The organism is Vibrio rotiferianus (assembly GCF_002214395.1).
GTDB classification, from domain to species: domain Bacteria; phylum Pseudomonadota; class Gammaproteobacteria; order Enterobacterales; family Vibrionaceae; genus Vibrio; species Vibrio rotiferianus.
The window spans coordinates 160,656-180,437 of sequence record NZ_CP018312.1 but is presented as its reverse complement, the minus strand read 5'-3'; the positions used below and the strand labels follow the sequence as shown (position 1 = coordinate 180,437).

The window sequence follows — 19,782 nt, the reverse complement described above, 5'->3', positions numbered from 1 at the left end:
GTTCTTACATTGAGCCCATCAAAACCCCTTGGGTGTTGTATGGTTAAGCCTCACGGGCAATTAGTACAGGTTAGCTCAACGCCTCACAACGCTTACACACCCTGCCTATCAACGTTCTAGTCTCGAACAACCCTTTAGGATACTTAAAGTATCAGGGAAGACTCATCTCAGGGCTCGCTTCCCGCTTAGATGCTTTCAGCGGTTATCGATTCCGAACTTAGCTACCGGGCAATGCGTCTGGCGACACAACCCGAACACCAGAGGTTCGTCCACTCCGGTCCTCTCGTACTAGGAGCAGCCCCCTTCAATCTTCCAACGCCCACGGCAGATAGGGACCGAACTGTCTCACGACGTTCTAAACCCAGCTCGCGTACCACTTTAAATGGCGAACAGCCATACCCTTGGGACCGACTTCAGCCCCAGGATGTGATGAGCCGACATCGAGGTGCCAAACACCGCCGTCGATATGAACTCTTGGGCGGTATCAGCCTGTTATCCCCGGAGTACCTTTTATCCGTTGAGCGATGGCCCTTCCATTCAGAACCACCGGATCACTATGACCTGCTTTCGCACCTGCTCGAATTGTCATTCTCGCAGTCAAGCGGGCTTATGCCATTGCACTAACCTCACGATGTCCAACCGTGATTAGCCCACCTTCGTGCTCCTCCGTTACGCTTTGGGAGGAGACCGCCCCAGTCAAACTACCCACCAGGCACTGTCCGTAACCCCGATAAGGGGTCGACGTTAGAACATCAACACTACAAGGGTGGTATTTCAAGGACGGCTCCACCAACACTGGCGTGCTGGTTTCAAAGCCTCCCACCTATCCTACACATGTAGGGTCAATGTTCAGTGCCAAGCTGTAGTAAAGGTTCACGGGGTCTTTCCGTCTAGCCGCGGGTACACTGCATCTTCACAGCGATTTCAATTTCACTGAGTCTCGGGTGGAGACAGCGTGGCCATCATTACGCCATTCGTGCAGGTCGGAACTTACCCGACAAGGAATTTCGCTACCTTAGGACCGTTATAGTTACGGCCGCCGTTTACCGGGGCTTCGATCAAGAGCTTCGACCGAAGTCTAACCCCATCAATTAACCTTCCGGCACCGGGCAGGCGTCACACCGTATACGTCATCTTACGATTTTGCACAGTGCTGTGTTTTTAATAAACAGTTGCAGCCACCTGGTATCTGCGACTCTCAATAGCTCCATCCGCAAGGGACTTCACCGTCGAGAGCGTACCTTCTCCCGAAGTTACGGTACCATTTTGCCTAGTTCCTTCACCCGAGTTCTCTCAAGCGCCTTGGTATTCTCTACCCGACCACCTGTGTCGGTTTGGGGTACGATTCCTTACAATCTGAAGCTTAGAGGCTTTTCCTGGAAGCATGGCATCAATGACTTCACTACCGTAGTAGCTCGACGTCGTGTCTCAGCCTTAAGAAGAGCCGGATTTACCTAACTCTTCAGCCTACGCACTTGAACCTGGACAACCGTCGCCAGGCCCACCTAGCCTTCTCCGTCCCCCCATCGCAATTGTAAGAAGTACGGGAATATTAACCCGTTTCCCATCGACTACGCCTTTCGGCCTCGCCTTAGGGGTCGACTTACCCTGCCCCGATTAACGTTGGACAGGAACCCTTGGTCTTCCGGCGAGGAGGTTTTTCACCCCCTTTATCGTTACTCATGTCAGCATTCGCACTTCTGATACCTCCAGCATGCTTTACAACACACCTTCAACGGCTTACAGAACGCTCCCCTACCCAATGAAGTAAACTTCATTGCCGCAGCTTCGGTTTATAGCTTAGCCCCGTTACATCTTCCGCGCAGGCCGACTCGACTAGTGAGCTATTACGCTTTCTTTAAATGATGGCTGCTTCTAAGCCAACATCCTAGCTGTCTAAGCCTTCCCACATCGTTTCCCACTTAGCTATAATTTGGGACCTTAGCTGGCGGTCTGGGTTGTTTCCCTCTCCACGACGGACGTTAGCACCCGCCGTGTGTCTCCCGGATAGTACTTACTGGTATTCGGAGTTTGCAAAGGGTTGGTAAGTCGGGATGACCCCCTAGCCTTAACAGTGCTCTACCCCCAGTAGTATTCGTCCGAGGCGCTACCTAAATAGCTTTCGGGGAGAACCAGCTATCTCCAGGTTTGATTGGCCTTTCACCCCTAGCCACAAGTCATCCGCTAATTTTTCAACATTAGTCGGTTCGGTCCTCCAGTTGATGTTACTCAACCTTCAACCTGCCCATGGCTAGATCACCTGGTTTCGGGTCTATATCCAGAGACTGAACGCCCAGTTAAGACTCGGTTTCCCTACGGCTCCCCTAGATGGTTAACCTTGCCACTGAATATAAGTCGCTGACCCATTATACAAAAGGTACGCAGTCACACCACGAAGGTGCTCCTACTGCTTGTACGTACACGGTTTCAGGTTCTATTTCACTCCCCTCACAGGGGTTCTTTTCGCCTTTCCCTCACGGTACTGGTTCACTATCGGTCAGTCAGTAGTATTTAGCCTTGGAGGATGGTCCCCCCATATTCAGACAGGATATCACGTGTCCCGCCCTACTCGATTTCACTGAATGTGCGTTGTCAACTACGGGGCTATCACCCTGTATCGCCGGACTTTCCAGACCGTTCGTCTAACGCATATAAAGCTTAAGGGCTAGTCCAATTTCGCTCGCCGCTACTTTCGGAATCTCGGTTGATTTCTTTTCCTCGGGGTACTTAGATGTTTCAGTTCCCCCGGTTCGCCTCCTGTTGCTATGTATTCACAACAGGATACTTGCTTATGCAAGTGGGTTTCCCCATTCGGAAATCCCAGACTCAAATGGTTTTTACTACCTAATCTGGGCTTATCGCAAGTTAATACGTCCTTCATCGCCTCTGACTGCCAAGGCATCCACCGTGTACGCTTAGTCACTTAACCATACAACCCGAAGGAGTTTCGAGTTGATGAACAAGTCACCAAAGTTGTCTGCAATTTTTATACATGATGCAGACTCGATTTTGCCGGACTCAAATTCCAAGAACACTTGAATGTGTTGTATTGGTGTTTGTCATAAAGACAAACATTGAGAACTTTACAATCAACAATAAATTGTTGATTTGTCAGCTTTCCAAATTGTTAAAGAGCTATGTTAGCTACAAGCTTTCGCTTGTGAACTATCAATCTGTGTGGACACTCATCGTGAATAATCATCGTATAAGGAGGTGATCCAGCGCCAGGTTCCCCTAGCGCTACCTTGTTACGACTTCACCCCAGTCATGAACCACAAAGTGGTAAGCGTCCTCCCGAAGGTTAAACTACCTACTTCTTTTGCAGCCCACTCCCATGGTGTGACGGGCGGTGTGTACAAGGCCCGGGAACGTATTCACCGTGGCATTCTGATCCACGATTACTAGCGATTCCGACTTCACGGAGTCGAGTTGCAGACTCCGATCCGGACTACGACGCACTTTTTGGGATTCGCTCACTCTCGCAAGTTGGCTGCCCTCTGTATGCGCCATTGTAGCACGTGTGTAGCCCTACTCGTAAGGGCCATGATGACTTGACGTCGTCCCCACCTTCCTCCGGTTTATCACCGGCAGTCTCCCTGGAGTTCCCGACATTACTCGCTGGCAAACAAGGATAAGGGTTGCGCTCGTTGCGGGACTTAACCCAACATTTCACAACACGAGCTGACGACAGCCATGCAGCACCTGTCTCAGAGTTCCCGAAGGCACCAATCCATCTCTGGAAAGTTCTCTGGATGTCAAGAGTAGGTAAGGTTCTTCGCGTTGCATCGAATTAAACCACATGCTCCACCGCTTGTGCGGGCCCCCGTCAATTCATTTGAGTTTTAATCTTGCGACCGTACTCCCCAGGCGGTCTACTTAACGCGTTAGCTCCGAAAGCCACGGCTCAAGGCCACAACCTCCAAGTAGACATCGTTTACGGCGTGGACTACCAGGGTATCTAATCCTGTTTGCTCCCCACGCTTTCGCATCTGAGTGTCAGTATCTGTCCAGGGGGCCGCCTTCGCCACCGGTATTCCTTCAGATCTCTACGCATTTCACCGCTACACCTGAAATTCTACCCCCCTCTACAGTACTCTAGTCTGCCAGTTTCAAATGCAATTCCGAGGTTGAGCCCCGGGCTTTCACATCTGACTTAACAAACCACCTGCATGCGCTTTACGCCCAGTAATTCCGATTAACGCTCGCACCCTCCGTATTACCGCGGCTGCTGGCACGGAGTTAGCCGGTGCTTCTTCTGTCGCTAACGTCAAATAATGCAGCTATTAACTACACTACCTTCCTCACGACTGAAAGTGCTTTACAACCCGAAGGCCTTCTTCACACACGCGGCATGGCTGCATCAGGCTTGCGCCCATTGTGCAATATTCCCCACTGCTGCCTCCCGTAGGAGTCTGGACCGTGTCTCAGTTCCAGTGTGGCTGATCATCCTCTCAGACCAGCTAGGGATCGTCGCCTTGGTGAGCCATTACCTCACCAACTAGCTAATCCCACCTAGGCATATCCTGACGCGAGAGGCCCGAAGGTCCCCCTCTTTGGCCCGTAGGCATTATGCGGTATTAGCCATCGTTTCCAATGGTTATCCCCCACATCAGGGCAATTTCCTAGGCATTACTCACCCGTCCGCCGCTCGACGCCGTTATCGTTCCCCGAAGGTTCAGATAACTCGTTTCCGCTCGACTTGCATGTGTTAGGCCTGCCGCCAGCGTTCAATCTGAGCCATGATCAAACTCTTCAATTTAAGATTTTGTTCGGCTCAATGAATACTGAACATTACATAAGTAATGTTTGAATTGACTGTGCTGAATCTTTCGATTCAATGGTCACTTCGTTTCATTGAAACCTAATTTGAAACCGAAGTTTCTAATTGGATTATCATCAACGAGTGCCCACACAGATTGATAGGTTCTTATTTTTAAAGAGCTACTCTTCTTTGTGACTCACATCACTTCGGAAGAGGCGGCCATTCTAGCGAGATAATTTTTTGTGTCAAACACTTTCTCAAATTATTTCGCTTTTCTTTTTGACCTTGCCGATTTTGCTTTGAACCCTTGTGAGCTCTGCCCTGTCGACAAGGAGGCATTATAGAGATCGCGCTCACATTGGCAAGCGTTATTTTGCAAAAATTGCAAAAATAATAGTTAAACGCTGAGTTTTCGATCAAAGCCTTATTTATCCAACTTTACCCAAAGAAGGCAAACAACTTATCCACAGAGTTATCCTTTTGAACCTAATATTTACTCTTATAAATAAAGAAAAGCTGCTTTACAGCAGCTTCTTTTAATTAACTCAAACTCGACTTTAACCAACTGACCACTAGATACCTGAGCCGTCTTGTTCAGTTCCATCATCCTCATGCAATCCACACTCACGTTTTAAGCCAAAGAAACGGGTTTCCTCTTCAGACATGCCCGGCTCCCACTTTTTAGTCGTATGGGTATCACCTACCGAGAGGTAACCTTGCTCCCAAAGAGGGTGATAACTTAAACCGTGTTCTTCTAGATAATAGTGCACATCTTTATTTGTCCAGTCGATCACGGGCAAGAACTTAAACACACCATTTTGAATCGATAAGATAGGCAGACCTGCTCGAGATTTACTTTGCTCTCGGCGTAATCCAGAAAACCAAGTACCAACGTTTTGCTCACGCAGAGCACGTCGCATCGGTTCGACCTTGTTTATCTTGTTGTACTTCTCGATTCCCTCGATACCTTGTTTCCAAAGTTTCCCATAACGCGCTTCCTGCCAATGGGCACTTTCTATCGCTCGGTATACTTTAAGGTTGAGGTTTAGTTGCGCCTTTAACTGATCAATAAAATGATAGGTCTCTGCGAATAGATATCCGGTATCCGTTAGGATGATCGGAATATCCGGCTTTTGTTGTGTCACAAGATGAAGCATCACTGCAGCTTGGATACCGAAACTGGATGAGACTGCGAACTCCCCTTCCAAATTCTCCAATGCCCACTTTACTCTATCTTGCGCCGAAAGCTGTTCGAGCTCGACATTGATTTGAGCAAGACGGAGGATTTGCTCCGTCTTTGTTAATGTCAGTAACTCTGCTAGCTCCGGCTTGGAGGCTACAGAATCAAGCATGGAAGTCCCTCTTTGATACGAACACTTCTTGAATAATTCCAGCTCGAATAGTGAAATCGCCAAATGCTTCGCCTTCTTCACGCTCAACAGCCCAACGAGCCACCAGCTGATCAATCTCTTCTAAGATTTGCTTATCCGTAATGTTCTCTTTATACATCTTCGGTACTCTTGTACCGCCGCGATTACCACCTAGGTGTAAGTTGTAACGACCCGGCGCTTTACCGACTAAGCCGATTTCTGCCAGCATTGCTCGTCCACAACCATTTGGACACCCTGTGACACGAAGAATGATGTTGTCTTCTTCAGGTAGACCATGCTTTTCTAAAATGTCTTCAACATCGTTAACAAACTGAGGAAGGAAGCGCTCGGCTTCTGCCATTGCTAATGGACAAGTTGGGAATGCCACACACGCCATCGAGTTCTTACGTTGTTCACTTACGCCGTCATCCATTAAGCCATGCTCACGAGCAATCTTCTCGATCTTCGCTTTTTGGTTTTTTGGTACACCAGCAACAATCAGGTTTTGGTTTGCCGTCATGCGGAAATCGCCTTTGTGGATTTTGGCAATTTCAGCGACCCCTTTCTTAAGTGGCTTACCCGGGAAATCCAACAAACGACCGTTTTCGATAAATAGCGCTAAATGATGCTTACCATCTATCCCTTCAACCCAACCGATACGGTCACCACGTTCTGTGAATTCGTAAGGACGGCTTTGCTCAAACTTAACACCGGCACGTTTTTCTACTTCCGCTTTAAACACATCACTACCGACACGATCTAATGTGTATTTGGTTTTTGCATTCTTACGGTTAGAACGATTACCCCAATCACGTTGAGTTGTTACTACAGCAGCAGCAACATCAAGAGTTTTCTCTAATGGGATAAAGCCAAAGTCATCTGCTCTGCGTGGATAAGTTGATGTGTCGCCATGCGTCATGGCTAGGCCGCCACCAACGAGTACGTTAAAACCAACCAGCTTGCCGTTATCTGCAATCGCGACGAAGTTAAGATCGTTAGCGTGTACGTCTACGTCATTTTGCGGAGGGATAACCACAGTGGTTTTAAACTTACGTGGCAAATAGTTCTTACCTAGAATCGGTTCGTCTTCTTCAGTACTTTCTACTTTTTCACCGTCTAACCAAATCTCTGCATAAGCACGTGTCTTCGGTAATAGATGCTCACTGATCTTCTTCGCCCATTCGTAAGCTTCTTGGTGCAGTTCTGACTCGACAGGGTTAGTGGTACACAACACGTTACGGTTAACATCACCCGCAGTTGCAATCGAATCAATACCAATGCTGTTTAGCGTTTGGTGCATCAACTTGATATTTGGCTTTAGCACGCCATGGAACTGGAACGTTTGACGAGTAGTAAGACGAATACTTCCATATAGAGAGTGCTCGGTTGCAAACTTGTCGATCGCTAGCCATTGCTTTGGTGTGATGATGCCACCCGGCATACGCGCACGAAGCATGACATTGTGCAGCGGCTCCAACTTTTGTTTAGCACGCTCGTTACGGATATCACGGTCATCTTGCTGGTACATTCCGTGGAAACGAATCAATTGGAAGTTGTCTGCAGTAAAGCCACCAGTAATACGATCTTGTAGATCTTGTTCAATCGTTCCACGCAGTAAATTACTTTCTCTTTTAAGGCGCTCGTTATCCGAGAGTGGACCAAGCACCTCACCTAATACTTCTTGGCTGTTTGATTGTTGATTCGCGCTCATTAGTACACATCCCTTTGGTAACGTTTCGATTTACGTAGATCGTTGATATATGCCTCTGCTTCTTCGCGAGAAAGCTTGCCTTGTTGCTCAGCTACAAATACCAACGCATCGTGAACATCTTTTGCCATCCGAGTGGCATCACCACATACATAGATGTATGCACCATCTTGAATCCACTGCCAAACTTGTTCAGCGTTTTCTAAGATGCGATGTTGAACATAAACCTTCTCTGCTTGGTCACGGCTAAACGCGACATCAAGGCGAGTCAGCAAACCTGACTTGAGGTACTTCTGCCATTCCACTTGGTAAAGGAAATCTTGAGTAAAGGTACGGTCACCAAAGAACAACCAGTTCTTACCTTCCGCGTCACGGTTATCACGCTCTTGAATAAAGCTACGGAAAGGCGCAATACCAGTACCAGGACCAACCATGATGATTGGTGTGTTGTCATCTTGTGGCAGTTTGAAGTTATTGTTGTGCTCAACAAACACTTTCACTTCGCCGCCTTCTTCTAGACGTTGAGAGAGGAAACTTGATGCTCCGCCATAGCGCTTTTCATCACCTTTGTTGTATTCAACCAAGCCTACTGTTAGGTGAACTTCTTCATCCACTTCCGTTTGACTCGAAGCGATAGAATATAGACGAGGCGTCAATCGACGAAGCAAACCAACCAATTCTTCTGCACTTAGCTTGGTCTTCTTCTCTGCAAGTACATCTACAACTTGCGTATTTGCAGCGTACTCACGAAGCTTGTCTTTATCTTCCGCTAGCTTTTGTAGTTTCTTACTACCAGATAACTCAGCGAATTTAGTGACAAACTGAGGGTTTGATGCGGTGATTTCGTACTTGCTAACCAATGCACTGTGAATAGAAAGGCTTTCGCCATCGACTTCAACACTTTCGACACCAGAAAGACCGACTTTCCCTAAAATGGCATTAGCAAGTTCAGAGCTATTATCGAACCACACGCCTAGGGCATCACCCGGTTGGTAAGTCAGGCCCGACTCTTCTAAATCAATCTCTACGTGACGAACGTCTTTACCTGAATCACGCCCCGTAATTTTCTGGCTGGTCAGTAGTGTGGCTGTATATGGATTTTGCTTGTTGTAAGCAGAATGCCCTGGAGCGGCTTGACCGACGGGTAGTTGAACCACTTCTGCTTCATTACCTGAAGAAAGGGCTTCTTTTACTTGTTCAAGCGCTTGCTTACGCCATTCTGCAGCCGGTGCTTCATAATCCACATCACAATCAACACGGTCGATGAAGGCAGTTGCGCCGAGCTTAGATAAGTAAGTATCAAAGTCTTTACCCGTTTGGCAGAAAAACTCGTAACTAGAGTCGCCCAATGCAATTACGGCGTATTGCAGATTTGGTAACTTCGGGGCTTTCTTAGATTGAAGGAACTCATGCAGTTCAATGGCATTGTCAGGCGCTTCACCTTCACCATTGGTCGACGCTACGATGATAACATGGGTTTCTTTAGCAAGGTTCTTGCCTTTGTAATCGCTGGCGTCAAACAACTCAACAGCAATGCCTTCAGCTTTAGCTTCTTGCTCTAGAGACTCAGCAACGCCTTTTGCATTGCCGGTTTGAGAAGCAAAAATGATGCTTAGCTTTCCTGCTGGTTTTGCCGCCACCGCTGCTGCCGCTTGCGCAATTGGGTTTGCAGCCGCTGCGCTTGGTTGGTTTTGAGCTAGCCCCCAGAAGTACCCACTGACCCATGCGAGTTGTTGTGAAGACAACTCAGAGACAGTTTGCTGGAGTGCGTTAAATTGTTGGTCATTGATCGGGCTTGCGATTGGCGGGTTACCACTCTGCCCTTTATTTTCTTCCGATACATTCTTTTGAAAAGACATTGTCACGACATCCCTATTCATTGCGTGACGATAGATTAACCAACCTCCCTAATAACAAGAAAGAATAGAAGTGAATGTTTTATAACTTTTTGGAAGTATGAAAGCGAAACCAAGATTCAACGATCTTCAATTCGAACTTGCTGAAAGCCGACAGCCATGGCTGACTTTGAAGCCGTATCGAGATCATCGTAGAGGCATTCTTCTCCATGACTGTCCGTGAGACAAACGAAACCTCCACGCGCATGGCGAAACTCAACAACCCATCCGCCTTCTTGAATTGAAGGTTCGATAATGGCTTCTACCAGCTGGTTGTCACGAAATAGATGTCGTAATTCATTTATTGTCATCGCAATCCCTGCTCCAACTTTTATACATTGCTCTTAGATAAGCATGGTCGAAGTCTGAAACTTGGGCGAGAAATTCGATTTAATATAATGAAGTGATATAAAAAAACGCCGCTTATAAAGCGACGTTTTAAAGAATTGAGTAGTATCGAGTTAGAAGGAGTATTCTGCAGATACAAAGAACCCGTTTGCAAAGATGAACTCTTTGCCTAAGCTCGATAAGAATTGTTCCGACTCTAAATCAATCACACGGTACCCCCCACGAAAAGCCAGTTGAGACTCTTGGAAAGGAATTCGGTATTGCATACCAGCCATCAGATCAGTGCTTTTAATGCCTTTGTTATCACCAAAGTTCATTTCACCAATTACATCAAAATTAGTATTTGGTACCGTTATTTCCGCATAGCCATACCAAGCCCAAATCAGCTCATCAAAATCTTCAGTACGAGCATTAACGCCTGCATCCACGTATTTCGTGTCACTCAAATTACTAAAGGTAAGACCTGCATCAAAATGAAGCAAATCATGTTCAAGAACTTGGTAGTAAAGCGTAAGGTCTAGCTTGTCGAAGCCCATATAATCCGCATCAACGCTTGAGTAACGAAGGCGCGCGTTTGGTACATATTTTACATCATGCTCAATCGCTGCGTAAAAAGTACCGGTTGTACTGCTATCTCTTCTAACCTCATTAACTTTAGTATCTGCCGCCCAGACTTCTGCTCCTACCTTAGCAGTAAAAGAAGACTCTTCTGCAAAACAAGGGTAAGACGCTGCCAGCGATAGGGATACTGTCGCTAAAGCGATGGTCGCTTTATATGTCATGTAATTTTTACTCCGAGATAGCTGATTTCAACATTAAGGGGCGTGCCGGAATAGTATCATATTCTCGCAGCCCCCCATCAACTAAATATCCATAACAACTTACTTATAACGAGGTTGGGCAACGCAATTTTTAAAAAACCAAATACCTAACGCAATAACAATTAACCACGGTAATAACTTCAGTACTACGCCGACCATACCCAGCAAGAACATCACCACTAGAGCAATTCCCGTCGCGGCAAATACTGTGACCATGGTAATCCCTGTTACCAGCAAAGTTGCCGTGAAAACTAAAATAAAGATGAGTTCCAACATAATCACTTCTCCTTTGTTTTAGTTTAACTAGAGCAGGTTCTGTACCAACTTATGAAAAACGAACTAAGCCAATGATCTATAGACAAAAATAAAGCCAGAGGCATTTCTACACTCTGGCTTTACTATTTGTTATTTGGTAATTTTCACCAACCACTGGTGAAATTTACACGTTCAACTCTTTAGGAATCTTAGCAAGTGCGTCTTGTAGCACTTCTAGACCTGAACCAGGTTTATGCGCGTTTTCACTGATGTGACGACGCCATTGACGAGCACCTGGCATGTTTTGGAATAGACCCAACATATGACGCGAGATATGACCTAGGTAAGCACCTTTTGCCAATTGTGCTTCGATGTACGGGTACATCTCTTCGACAATTTCACTACGCTTTTTCACTGGAGCAGTTGAACCAAATAGCTCTTGATCAACAGACGCTAGCAAGTAAGGGCTTTGGTAGGCTTCACGACCGATCATTACACCATCTAGGTGTTGTAGATGCTCTTTTGCTTCTTCTAGTGACTTCACGCCACCATTGATAGCAATAGTCAGATGCGAAAAGTCTTGCTTCAATTGATATGCCCGTGGGTAATCCAATGGTGGGATTTCACGGTTTTCTTTCGGGCTCAAACCACTCAGCCACGCTTTGCGCGCATGAATAGTAAATTGCTCACAGCCACCTTTTTCAGACACAATCGAAACGAAGTCTGTTAGGAACTCATAAGAGTCTTGATCGTCGATACCAATACGTGTTTTTACTGTTACGGGAATATCCACAACAGATTTCATCGCTGCTACGCAGTCTGCTACCAACTGAGGCTCTGCCATTAGGCATGCACCAAAGCGACCGTTTTGCACACGATCAGATGGACAACCTACGTTGAGGTTGATTTCATCATAACCACGCTCTTGGGCTAACTTGGCACACGTCGCCAAATCTACCGGGTTAGAACCACCAAGCTGAAGGGCTAACGGATGCTCTTCTTCGTTATAAGCTAGGAAATCCCCTTTTCCATGAATGATTGCACCTGTCGTTACCATTTCGGTATACAACAAGGTTTCTTTGGTCATCAAGCGATGGAAATAACGGCAATGACGATCCGTCCAATCAAGCATTGGTGCTACCGAAAGCCTGCAAGAATGAGTCATGATAAAGACACCCATATACGTATTAATTAAGGGAGCGTGATTAGCGCTCAAAATTCAAGTCGGCTATTGTATACCTATTGGGCTTTGGGATGCGAGTCTCGTTGACAATTTCAGTCAATAGGAAACACGCATAAAGTGTGTGTTCCTGCACTAATTCATCATTTGAGCCCTACGCAATTTGCTTTATGTCATGATTTTCGTTTTGATAGCAGGTAAAATTAAGAATTTCTAAACCAAGTTCCAATAGAAATGGTTTATCATTAGGCTAGTCCAATAGTTATGGTGAAGGATTTGGACCCAACAATCATTGAACAAATTGAAGGAATATGTGCGGCCAGAGGAGTGAGATTAACTCCACAGCGTCGACGCGTTTTTGAGCTTATTTGTTCTAATCGCCGCGCCTCTAGTGCGTATGAGCTATTGGAGCAACTAAAGGAGAGCGAACCTCAAGCAAAGCCTCCTACAGTATATCGGGCTTTAGATTTTCTGTTGGAACAAGGTTTCATTCATAGAGTCGAGTCTACCAATAGTTTCATCACTTGTTGCTCTTGCAACACCGATCAGCACTATTTCCAATTGCTAATTTGCGATAAATGTGGCGACGTCGTTGAACTTGAAGATGAGACACTGATATCCTTGTTAGCCAATAACGCAGAGAAGCATGGCTTTCGAGTTACTAATCAGGTAATCGAAACGCATGGTACATGCCAGACATGTTCCTCCGAAATGAAAGAATAAGTATATAGAAGAACGTTATGCGCGCTGAATTTGTAAACCCGTTTTTAGCTTCATTAATGAATGTACTAAAAACGATGGCTTCCTTGGAGCTGAAGCCTCAAAAACCCCGTATCAAGAAGGATGAAATTGCACGTGGCGATGTTTCTGGCTTGATCGGTATGGTTGGAGCTCAAACTAGAGGTTCAATGTCGATTACTTTTGACGAAGCTCTAGCGCTAGAAATCATGCAAAACATGTTGGGCGAACGCCCAAATGGATTGAACGAAGAAGTTACGGATATGGTCGGTGAAATCACTAATATGGTGACTGGCGGCGCAAAACGTATTCTGGCTGAAAGTGGTTTTGATTTTGATATGGCAACCCCAGTTGTAGTATCAGGTAAGGGTCACACCATTCGTCACAAGTGTGAAGGCTCAATCATTATCATGCCTTTCTCTTCACAGTGGGGAAATGCCTTCATTGAGATTTGCTTTGAATAATTGAGAAGAAATAGGTTGGTCCGTGCCAACCTATTTTGTTTCTGCCTCAGGCAATAAAAAAGGTCAGCATTTGCTGACCTTTTGTTTTTCTATTCAAACATTAAGCCTTGAACGCTTTAAATGCATTGATTAGACCGTTTGTCGAGCTGTCGTGTGAACTAATCTCAGAACCGTCAGCTAGCTCAGGTAGGATTTGGTTTGCTAGTTGTTTGCCTAGCTCAACACCCCATTGGTCGAAGCTGAAGATGTTCCAGATAACGCCTTGAACGAAGATTTTGTGCTCGTACATTGCGATCAGGTTACCTAGCGTGCGAGGTGTGATTTGCTTAACTAGGATAGAGTTCGTTGGGCGGTTACCTTCAAATACTTTGAACGGTACTAGAGACGCCATTTCTTCTTCGCTCTTACCTGCTTTCGCAAATTCTGCCTTCACAGTTTCTGCTGACTTACCAAATGCCAATGCTTCTGTTTGTGCAAAGAAGTTAGACATCAGTTTTTGGTGGTGGTCGCTTGCTGGGTTGTGGCTGATTGCAGGTGCAATGAAGTCACATGGGATCAGCTTAGTGCCTTGGTGAATCAGCTGGTAGAACGCGTGCTGACCGTTAGTGCCCGGTTCACCCCAGATGATAGGACCAGTTTGGTAAGTCACTGCGTTACCTTCACGGTCAACGTACTTACCGTTAGATTCCATGTTACCTTGCTGGAAGTACGCCGCGAAACGGTGCATGTACTGGTCGTAAGGTAGGATTGCTTCAGACTCAGCGCCGTGGAAGTTGTTGTACCAAATACCGATCAGAGCAAGAATCACTGGGATGTTGCTTTCTAGATCTGTCGACACGAAGTGGTTATCCATCTCATGAGCACCGTCTAGAAGCTCGATAAAGTTGTCGTAACCTACGGACAATGCAATTGAAAGACCGATTGCTGACCATAGTGAGTAACGACCACCAACCCAGTCCCAGAACTCAAACATGTTGTCAGTGTCGATACCAAACTCAGATACTGCAGGAGCGTTAGTAGAAAGCGCTGCGAAGTGCTTAGCAACGTGTGCTTGATCACCAGCTGTCTCAAGGAACCAATCACGAGCAGAGTGCGCGTTAGTCATGGTTTCTTGAGTCGTGAACGTCTTAGACGCGATCAAGAATAGCGTTGTCTCTGGATCTACTTTCTTCAGCGTCTCAACGATGTGAGTACCATCAACGTTAGAAACGAAGTGCAGGTTTAGGTGGTTTTTGTATGGTGCTAGTGCTTCAGTCACCATGTAAGGACCAAGGTCTGAGCCGCCGATACCGATGTTTACGATATCTGTGATTGCTTTACCTGTGTAACCTTTCCACTCACCGCCGATTACACGCTCAGTGAATGATTTGATTTTTTCTAGAACCGCGTTTACCGCTGGCATTACGTCTTCGCCGCCAACCATTACAGGTTTGTTCGAACGGTTACGCAGTGCAGTATGAAGAACAGCGCGATCTTCTGTTTTGTTGATCGCTTCACCACTGAACATCGCTTCAATTGCTGACTTAAGCTCAGTCTCGTTAGCAAGAGCGAACAGGTGCTTCAGAGTTTCCTCGTTGATTAGGTTCTTTGAGTAATCGACTAGGATGTCTGAGCCGAAGCGTGCTGAGTATTTGTCGAAACGCGCAGCGTCTTGAGCAAATAGCTCTTTCAGATCCATATCTTGTGCAGATTCGAAATGCGCAGTTAGCGCTTTCCAAGCTTGTGTTTGCGTTGGATTGATATTTTTCAACATGGTCTTTATCCCGATGTTACAGTAGGTTCCATTCCTTACAGTCTAGCGAAAACTGCGGAATCCCCGATTTAGCAAATAGAATATAAATGAGATGTTTGGGCGAATTGCCACAAAACAAGTCTTTGTAATTTTTTTTCAGTCGCCAATTATGACTGAGTGCCCTTACACTCACATTGAGTTAGGTCACGTTCCCTGTTTCGAATTTAAACAATTCATTTATGACGTTGGGAATCATATCATTTACTAATGACAGGCTCTAATTGGATTAGGATAGACGCCAAACCAAATTTTTCCAAAGGAACGCATATGTGGGCACAAAAAACTCTGCAATTAAAAGCACGTAGCCGAGGCTTTCATCTAGTCACTGATGAAATTGAACAACAATTACCACAAATCCAATCGCTTTCAGTAGGTTTGTTACATTTATTCATTCAGCATACGTCAGCCAGTTTGACCTTAAATGAAAATGCCGACCCGACTGTGCGTATGGATATGGAAGCTCACTTCAATAAATTTGTTCCTGAGCGTGCGCCTTATTATCAACACACCTATGAAGGTGATGATGATATGCCAGCTCATATTAAAGCGTCTTTACTGGGCAGCAGTGTGACAATTCCTATTCAAAATGGGCAATTAGCGCTGGGAACATGGCAGGGCATTTACCTAGGCGAGCACCGTGATTACGGTGGCAGCCGACGCATTATTGCCACCATCAACGGCGAATAACTCTGATAAAACAAAGGCTAACCACAGAGTTAGCCTTTGTTTTATATCGATTTAGAACGGTTGATTTATCATGACTCGGAAGGTGCCCTCGTCAGCACCTTTTGCCATCTCGGCACGAACTACAATCCCTTCAACTTGGAAGCGCACAGCGCCACCGACGTTCCACTTCATGTCTTCATGCAATGTCTTGAGGTCATAATTGTCCGCGACTCGCCCTACTTCAACAAATGCCACCCATTGCCACCAAGGTAAGTCGTAGTAGTTGATAAGAGGAATATCATCGAGTGGCTGCCAGTCTGGCAATACGCGGTATTCCGCAGAATAATGAATCGCACTGCGCCCATGATAACGACCTGCCGTATAACCACGCAGACGATACAAACCACCTAAGCGCACTTGCTCTTGCTCAGGTGGTCGACTACATACTGCACCATCACACTGATTCCATGTCGGTGTATCTGCCGTATAGAAATCGAATGCCAGAACTTGCTGATCAAACCAATCGCCTAACGGACCCAACGAGTAATACTGACTGTTTTGGAACTCCCACTTCAACCATAAGTCTTCTGACTGTAAGCTCTCCGCTCCCGTAGTTAAGTCAAACGAGGTATGGGAGCCTCGCGTGGTATTACGCACACTGTCTCGGTTATCCCAGTCAAATGTCAGGCTAAAACCTGTCGCCTCTTCTTTCTTATCGTTGTAGATGTCTAACTCACGAGAAGAATAAAACGGCGTGAAGATAATTGAGCTGACACCGGACTCAACTGGAGAAGCAAAACTTACATCGCGAATCGGTTGGAATGCACCAAGTAACCCGTGTTCACGAACGTTGCCCCAAGGAAGCAGGAACTTGAACTCCAGCTTGTAGTTTTCTTCATCCCCATTGGTTATGGTTTTGTCTTCCGTTGAGGAGCCATTTGAGCCTTGATCGCCTAAGTAATATGGATTGTCGTTAAAGCGCGCTTGATACATCTGCGTGCTAAACAAAAGGTTTGATGACAAAGCGTAATTGAAAGCCGAAAGAAAACCGACGTAGCTGTCTTTCTCAGAATACAGCCCCATACCAAACAGCGCGGCTTGTGGCTGACCAACGCCTTTTGCTACACCAGCAAGACCGATGGTGCTACCTAAGGTTTCGGTACTGAAATAAAAAGGAACGAATGCAGAGTCTTTTTCTTTCGCGACACTTTGGTGGGATAAAAAAAGGCTGGCAGAAAATGCCAGCACTAAACATATTTGGTTCTTCATGGGCTACTTCGTGTATTCCATTTCAACGCGAGAAGTCAGCTTAGTCACAAGCTCATAAGCAATGGTGCCTATGTGGCTTGCTACCTCTTCCACCGGTAAGTCCTTACCCCATAGAATCGCTTCATCGCTCACTTTATCCGTCGCATCGGGCCCTAAATCGACCGTCAACATATCCATAGATACACGCCCAGCGATTGGCACTTTACGTCCGTTAACTAGAACTGGCGTACCATTTGGTGCCGTTCGCGGATAACCATCGCCGTAACCAACCGCAATAACACCTACTTTGGTGTCTCGCTCGCTAGTCCACATACCACCATAACCGACGCTTTCACCTTTCTTCACTTCGCGTACTGCGATCAGGTGCGACTTGAGCGTCATGACTGGTCGATAGCCCATGTCTTGCGCTGTTCGGTGATTAAATGGTGAAACACCATACATAATGATCCCAGGACGAACCCAATCAAGTTGGCTCTGTGGCCATGCAAGCAAACCTGCCGATGCCGCTAAAGAGCGCTCGCCCTGACAGCCAGCGGTCAGTGACATAAATAACTCAATTTGTTCTGTGGTGATGTTACTCTCTAGTTCATCTGCACAACCAAAGTGACTCATGTAACGCAGCGGCTTTGCTACATTGGGACAAGAATTTAGTCGACTAAGAAACTCATCATATTGCTCTGGGCGTACACCCAGTCGGTGCATACCACTGTCGATTTTTAACCACACGACGACAGGTGTCTCAAGCTCAGCTTGCTCAAGAGCCGCAAGCTGTTCCTCACAATGAACAACCGTTTGAATGTTGTTGGTCACCAAAACGGGCAGATCACCCGAGGAGTAGAAACCTTCGAGAAGAAGAATGGGTTTCACTACTCCGCATGCGCGAAGTTGAAGCGCTTCCTCGATTCGAGCTACACCAAATGCATCAGCGTGGGTGGCATGCTTAGCTACATGACGAAGCCCATGACCATAGCCATTCGCCTTCACCACCGCCATCACTTTGCTTTCTGGCGCTTGTTCTTTTACGCGTTGTAAGTTGTGTTGCAGTGCTGACAAGTCAATACATGCCATCGCGGCTTTCATATAGCTCATGGTATTACTCATCATCAATATCAAATGCTGGGCCCGCGTAGTTATCGAAGCGCGAGTGTTGACCTTGGAAGGTTAAGCGAACCGAGCCGATAGGGCCGTTACGTTGCTTACCAAGAATAATTTCTGCCGTACCTTTGTACGGGCTATCTGGGTTATAAACCTCGTCACGGTAAATGAACATGATCAAGTCGGCATCTTGCTCGATAGAGCCCGATTCACGCAAATCTGAGTTAACTGGGCGTTTATCGGCACGCTGCTCTAGGGAACGGTTTAGCTGAGATAGTGCAACAACGGGTACGTTCAGTTCTTTCGCCAATGCTTTCAAAGAGCGCGAAATTTCCGCGATCTCCAAAGTACGGTTATCAGAAAGAGCAGGAACACGCATTAGCTGAAGGTAGTCGACCATGATCATCGATAATCCACCATGCTCACGAGCTACACGACGAGCACGGGAACGTACTTCTGTCGGTGTCAGGCCTGAACTATCATCGATGTACATGTTTTTCTTCTGCATTAGGATACCCATGGTAGAAGAAATACGTGCCCAATCTTCATCATCCAGTTGACCAGTACGGATCTTAGTTTGGTCAACACGAGATAGGGACGCAAGCATACGCATCATCAACTGTTCGGCAGGCATCTCTAGCGAGAAGATAAGTACCGGTTTGTCTTGGTCCATCGCCGCGTTTTCACACAGGTTCATCGCAAAAGTGGTTTTACCCATCGATGGACGTGCCGCTACAATGACCAAGTCAGAACCTTGCAGACCTGCGGTTTTCTTATTGAGATCATTAAAACCAGTGTTCACACCGGTCACGCCATCTTGAGGTGTTTTATAAAGCAACTCGATACGCTCAAGCGTTTTTTCGAGAATGTTATCAACGTTTTGCGGACCTTCATTTTCGCTGGTTCGAGACTCTGCGATAGCGAAAACTTTACTCTCCGCCATATCGATCAAATCTTCAGAGCTTCTGCCTTGTGGATCATAACCAGCGTCTGCGATTTCATTCGCCACACCAATTAAACCACGAACAATGGCACGTTCAGCGACAATATCCGCATAGGCATTAATGTTTGCGGCACTTGGCGTGTTTTTGGCAAGGTCTGCTAGGTATGCAAAACCACCAACATCATCGAGCTGCTCATGACGTTCCAGATGCTCTGATAAAGTAATCAGATCAAGTGGTTTCCCTGCTTCGAGAATGGTCTTAACACCTTCAAAGATCAGACGATGAGGGCGACTGTAGAAATCACTACTAACAACACGTTCAGCAACGGTGTCCCAGCGTTCGTTGTCTAGTAACAGACCACCAATTACTGATTGCTCGGCTTCTAGTGAGTGAGGTGGGACTTTGATTGCGTCTACCTGACTATCCGAAGGTTTGCGATTTCTATTTTCCGCCATGACTTTGCTCGATAACTACT

14 protein-coding genes and 2 rRNA genes are annotated in these 19,782 nt (G+C 46.4%); 3 read left to right on the top strand and 13 right to left on the bottom strand.

Annotation, left to right across the window (positions count from 1 at the left end; all coding sequences use genetic code 11):
• Positions 1 to 39 precede the first annotated feature (39 nt).
• From BSZ04_RS09865 to dusA, 9 genes are all read right to left on the bottom strand, one after another.
• A 23S ribosomal RNA gene (locus BSZ04_RS09865) occupies positions 40 to 2,929 on the bottom strand.
• 277 nt (positions 2,930 to 3,206) lie between these two features.
• Positions 3,207 to 4,759, bottom strand: a 16S ribosomal RNA gene (locus BSZ04_RS09860).
• Together the 16S and 23S rRNA genes form the textbook arrangement of a ribosomal RNA operon.
• 575 nt (positions 4,760 to 5,334) lie before the next feature.
• Positions 5,335 to 6,114, bottom strand: coding sequence for a phosphoadenylyl-sulfate reductase (locus BSZ04_RS09850; protein WP_088880310.1), 780 nt, complete (start codon positions 6,112 to 6,114; stop codon positions 5,335 to 5,337).
• The gene (cysI, locus tag BSZ04_RS09845) at positions 6,107 to 7,843 is read right to left on the bottom strand and encodes an assimilatory sulfite reductase (NADPH) hemoprotein subunit (protein WP_088880309.1); all 1,737 of its coding nucleotides are present in this window, start codon (positions 7,841 to 7,843) and stop codon (positions 6,107 to 6,109) included. Before cysI ends, BSZ04_RS09850 begins: the two co-directional genes overlap by 8 nt.
• Positions 7,843 to 9,699 carry an assimilatory sulfite reductase (NADPH) flavoprotein subunit gene (locus BSZ04_RS09840; RefSeq protein ID WP_088880308.1) on the bottom strand — a complete coding sequence of 619 codons (1,857 nt, stop codon included), beginning with the start codon at positions 9,697 to 9,699 and terminating at the stop codon, positions 7,843 to 7,845. Before BSZ04_RS09840 ends, cysI begins: the two co-directional genes overlap by 1 nt.
• Before the next feature lie 116 nt (positions 9,700 to 9,815).
• Positions 9,816 to 10,046: a hypothetical protein gene (locus BSZ04_RS09835; protein WP_010443872.1), complete on the bottom strand. Its 231-nt coding sequence runs from the start codon at positions 10,044 to 10,046 to the stop codon at positions 9,816 to 9,818.
• A 150-nt stretch (positions 10,047 to 10,196) separates the two neighbouring features.
• A complete protein-coding gene (locus BSZ04_RS09830) occupies positions 10,197 to 10,865 on the bottom strand; it encodes a TIGR04219 family outer membrane beta-barrel protein (RefSeq protein WP_088880307.1) in 669 nt (222 codons plus the stop codon).
• Between the two features lie 99 nt (positions 10,866 to 10,964).
• Entirely contained in the window at positions 10,965 to 11,180 is a 216-nt protein-coding gene (pspG, locus tag BSZ04_RS09825) for an envelope stress response protein PspG (protein WP_010443877.1), read from the bottom strand.
• A gap of 163 nt (positions 11,181 to 11,343) precedes the next feature.
• Entirely contained in the window at positions 11,344 to 12,324 is a 981-nt protein-coding gene (dusA, locus tag BSZ04_RS09820; protein WP_038885625.1) for a tRNA dihydrouridine(20/20a) synthase DusA, read from the bottom strand.
• Between the two features lie 279 nt (positions 12,325 to 12,603).
• Here dusA and zur point away from each other — a divergent pair, with 279 nt between their 5' ends.
• Together zur and BSZ04_RS09810 are read left to right on the top strand one after the other, a co-directional pair.
• On the top strand, positions 12,604 to 13,062 hold the full coding sequence (gene zur / locus BSZ04_RS09815; RefSeq protein ID WP_010443880.1) for a zinc uptake transcriptional repressor Zur: 459 nt from the start codon (positions 12,604 to 12,606) through the stop codon (positions 13,060 to 13,062).
• 17 nt (positions 13,063 to 13,079) lie between these two features.
• Entirely contained in the window at positions 13,080 to 13,541 is a 462-nt protein-coding gene (locus BSZ04_RS09810; protein ID WP_010443881.1) for a chemotaxis protein CheX, read from the top strand.
• Between the two features lie 100 nt (positions 13,542 to 13,641).
• Here BSZ04_RS09810 and pgi read toward each other — a convergent pair whose 3' ends face one another.
• Positions 13,642 to 15,294, bottom strand: coding sequence for a glucose-6-phosphate isomerase (pgi, locus tag BSZ04_RS09805; protein ID WP_029560881.1), 1,653 nt, complete (start codon positions 15,292 to 15,294; stop codon positions 13,642 to 13,644).
• A gap of 306 nt (positions 15,295 to 15,600) precedes the next feature.
• On the opposite strand from pgi, the gene BSZ04_RS09800 reads away from it, so the two are divergent.
• On the top strand, positions 15,601 to 16,020 hold the full coding sequence (locus BSZ04_RS09800; protein WP_010443883.1) for a secondary thiamine-phosphate synthase enzyme YjbQ: 420 nt from the start codon (positions 15,601 to 15,603) through the stop codon (positions 16,018 to 16,020).
• 51 nt (positions 16,021 to 16,071) lie between these two features.
• Here BSZ04_RS09800 and BSZ04_RS09795 read toward each other — a convergent pair whose 3' ends face one another.
• From BSZ04_RS09795 to BSZ04_RS09785, 3 genes are read right to left on the bottom strand one after another with little or no spacing between them, the layout of a single operon-like run.
• Positions 16,072 to 17,268 carry a BamA/TamA family outer membrane protein gene (locus BSZ04_RS09795; protein WP_162531053.1) on the bottom strand — a complete coding sequence of 399 codons (1,197 nt, stop codon included), beginning with the start codon at positions 17,266 to 17,268 and terminating at the stop codon, positions 16,072 to 16,074.
• A gap of 3 nt (positions 17,269 to 17,271) precedes the next feature.
• On the bottom strand, positions 17,272 to 18,348 hold the full coding sequence (alr, locus tag BSZ04_RS09790; RefSeq protein ID WP_088881582.1) for an alanine racemase: 1,077 nt from the start codon (positions 18,346 to 18,348) through the stop codon (positions 17,272 to 17,274).
• 13 nt (positions 18,349 to 18,361) lie between these two features.
• Positions 18,362 to 19,762, bottom strand: a complete 1,401-nt coding sequence (locus tag BSZ04_RS09785) for a replicative DNA helicase (protein WP_010443886.1) — start codon at positions 19,760 to 19,762, stop codon at positions 18,362 to 18,364.
• Between the last annotated feature and the right edge of the window lie 20 nt (positions 19,763 to 19,782).

What these genes read in the sequence shown, in the direction of transcription:
- BSZ04_RS09835 (WP_010443872.1), bottom strand. Translation starts at nt 10,046, where the DNA reads ATGACAATAAATGAATTACGACATCTATTTCGTGACAACCAGCTGGTA.
- pspG (WP_010443877.1), bottom strand. Translation starts at nt 11,180, where the DNA reads ATGTTGGAACTCATCTTTATTTTAGTTTTCACGGCAACTTTGCTGGTA.
- BSZ04_RS09840 (WP_088880308.1), bottom strand. Translation starts at nt 9,699, where the DNA reads ATGTCTTTTCAAAAGAATGTATCGGAAGAAAATAAAGGGCAGAGTGGT.
- zur (WP_010443880.1), top strand. Translation starts at nt 12,604, where the DNA reads ATGGTGAAGGATTTGGACCCAACAATCATTGAACAAATTGAAGGAATA.
- BSZ04_RS09850 (WP_088880310.1), bottom strand. Translation starts at nt 6,114, where the DNA reads ATGCTTGATTCTGTAGCCTCCAAGCCGGAGCTAGCAGAGTTACTGACA.
- BSZ04_RS09830 (WP_088880307.1), bottom strand. Translation starts at nt 10,865, where the DNA reads ATGACATATAAAGCGACCATCGCTTTAGCGACAGTATCCCTATCGCTG.
- BSZ04_RS09800 (WP_010443883.1), top strand. Translation starts at nt 15,601, where the DNA reads ATGTGGGCACAAAAAACTCTGCAATTAAAAGCACGTAGCCGAGGCTTT.
- BSZ04_RS09795 (WP_162531053.1), bottom strand. Translation starts at nt 17,268, where the DNA reads ATGAAGAACCAAATATGTTTAGTGCTGGCATTTTCTGCCAGCCTTTTT.
- dusA (WP_038885625.1), bottom strand. Translation starts at nt 12,324, where the DNA reads ATGACTCATTCTTGCAGGCTTTCGGTAGCACCAATGCTTGATTGGACG.
- pgi (WP_029560881.1), bottom strand. Translation starts at nt 15,294, where the DNA reads ATGTTGAAAAATATCAATCCAACGCAAACACAAGCTTGGAAAGCGCTA.
- alr (WP_088881582.1), bottom strand. Translation starts at nt 18,348, where the DNA reads ATGAAAGCCGCGATGGCATGTATTGACTTGTCAGCACTGCAACACAAC.
- cysI (WP_088880309.1), bottom strand. Translation starts at nt 7,843, where the DNA reads ATGAGCGCGAATCAACAATCAAACAGCCAAGAAGTATTAGGTGAGGTG.
- BSZ04_RS09785 (WP_010443886.1), bottom strand. Translation starts at nt 19,762, where the DNA reads ATGGCGGAAAATAGAAATCGCAAACCTTCGGATAGTCAGGTAGACGCA.
- BSZ04_RS09810 (WP_010443881.1), top strand. Translation starts at nt 13,080, where the DNA reads ATGCGCGCTGAATTTGTAAACCCGTTTTTAGCTTCATTAATGAATGTA.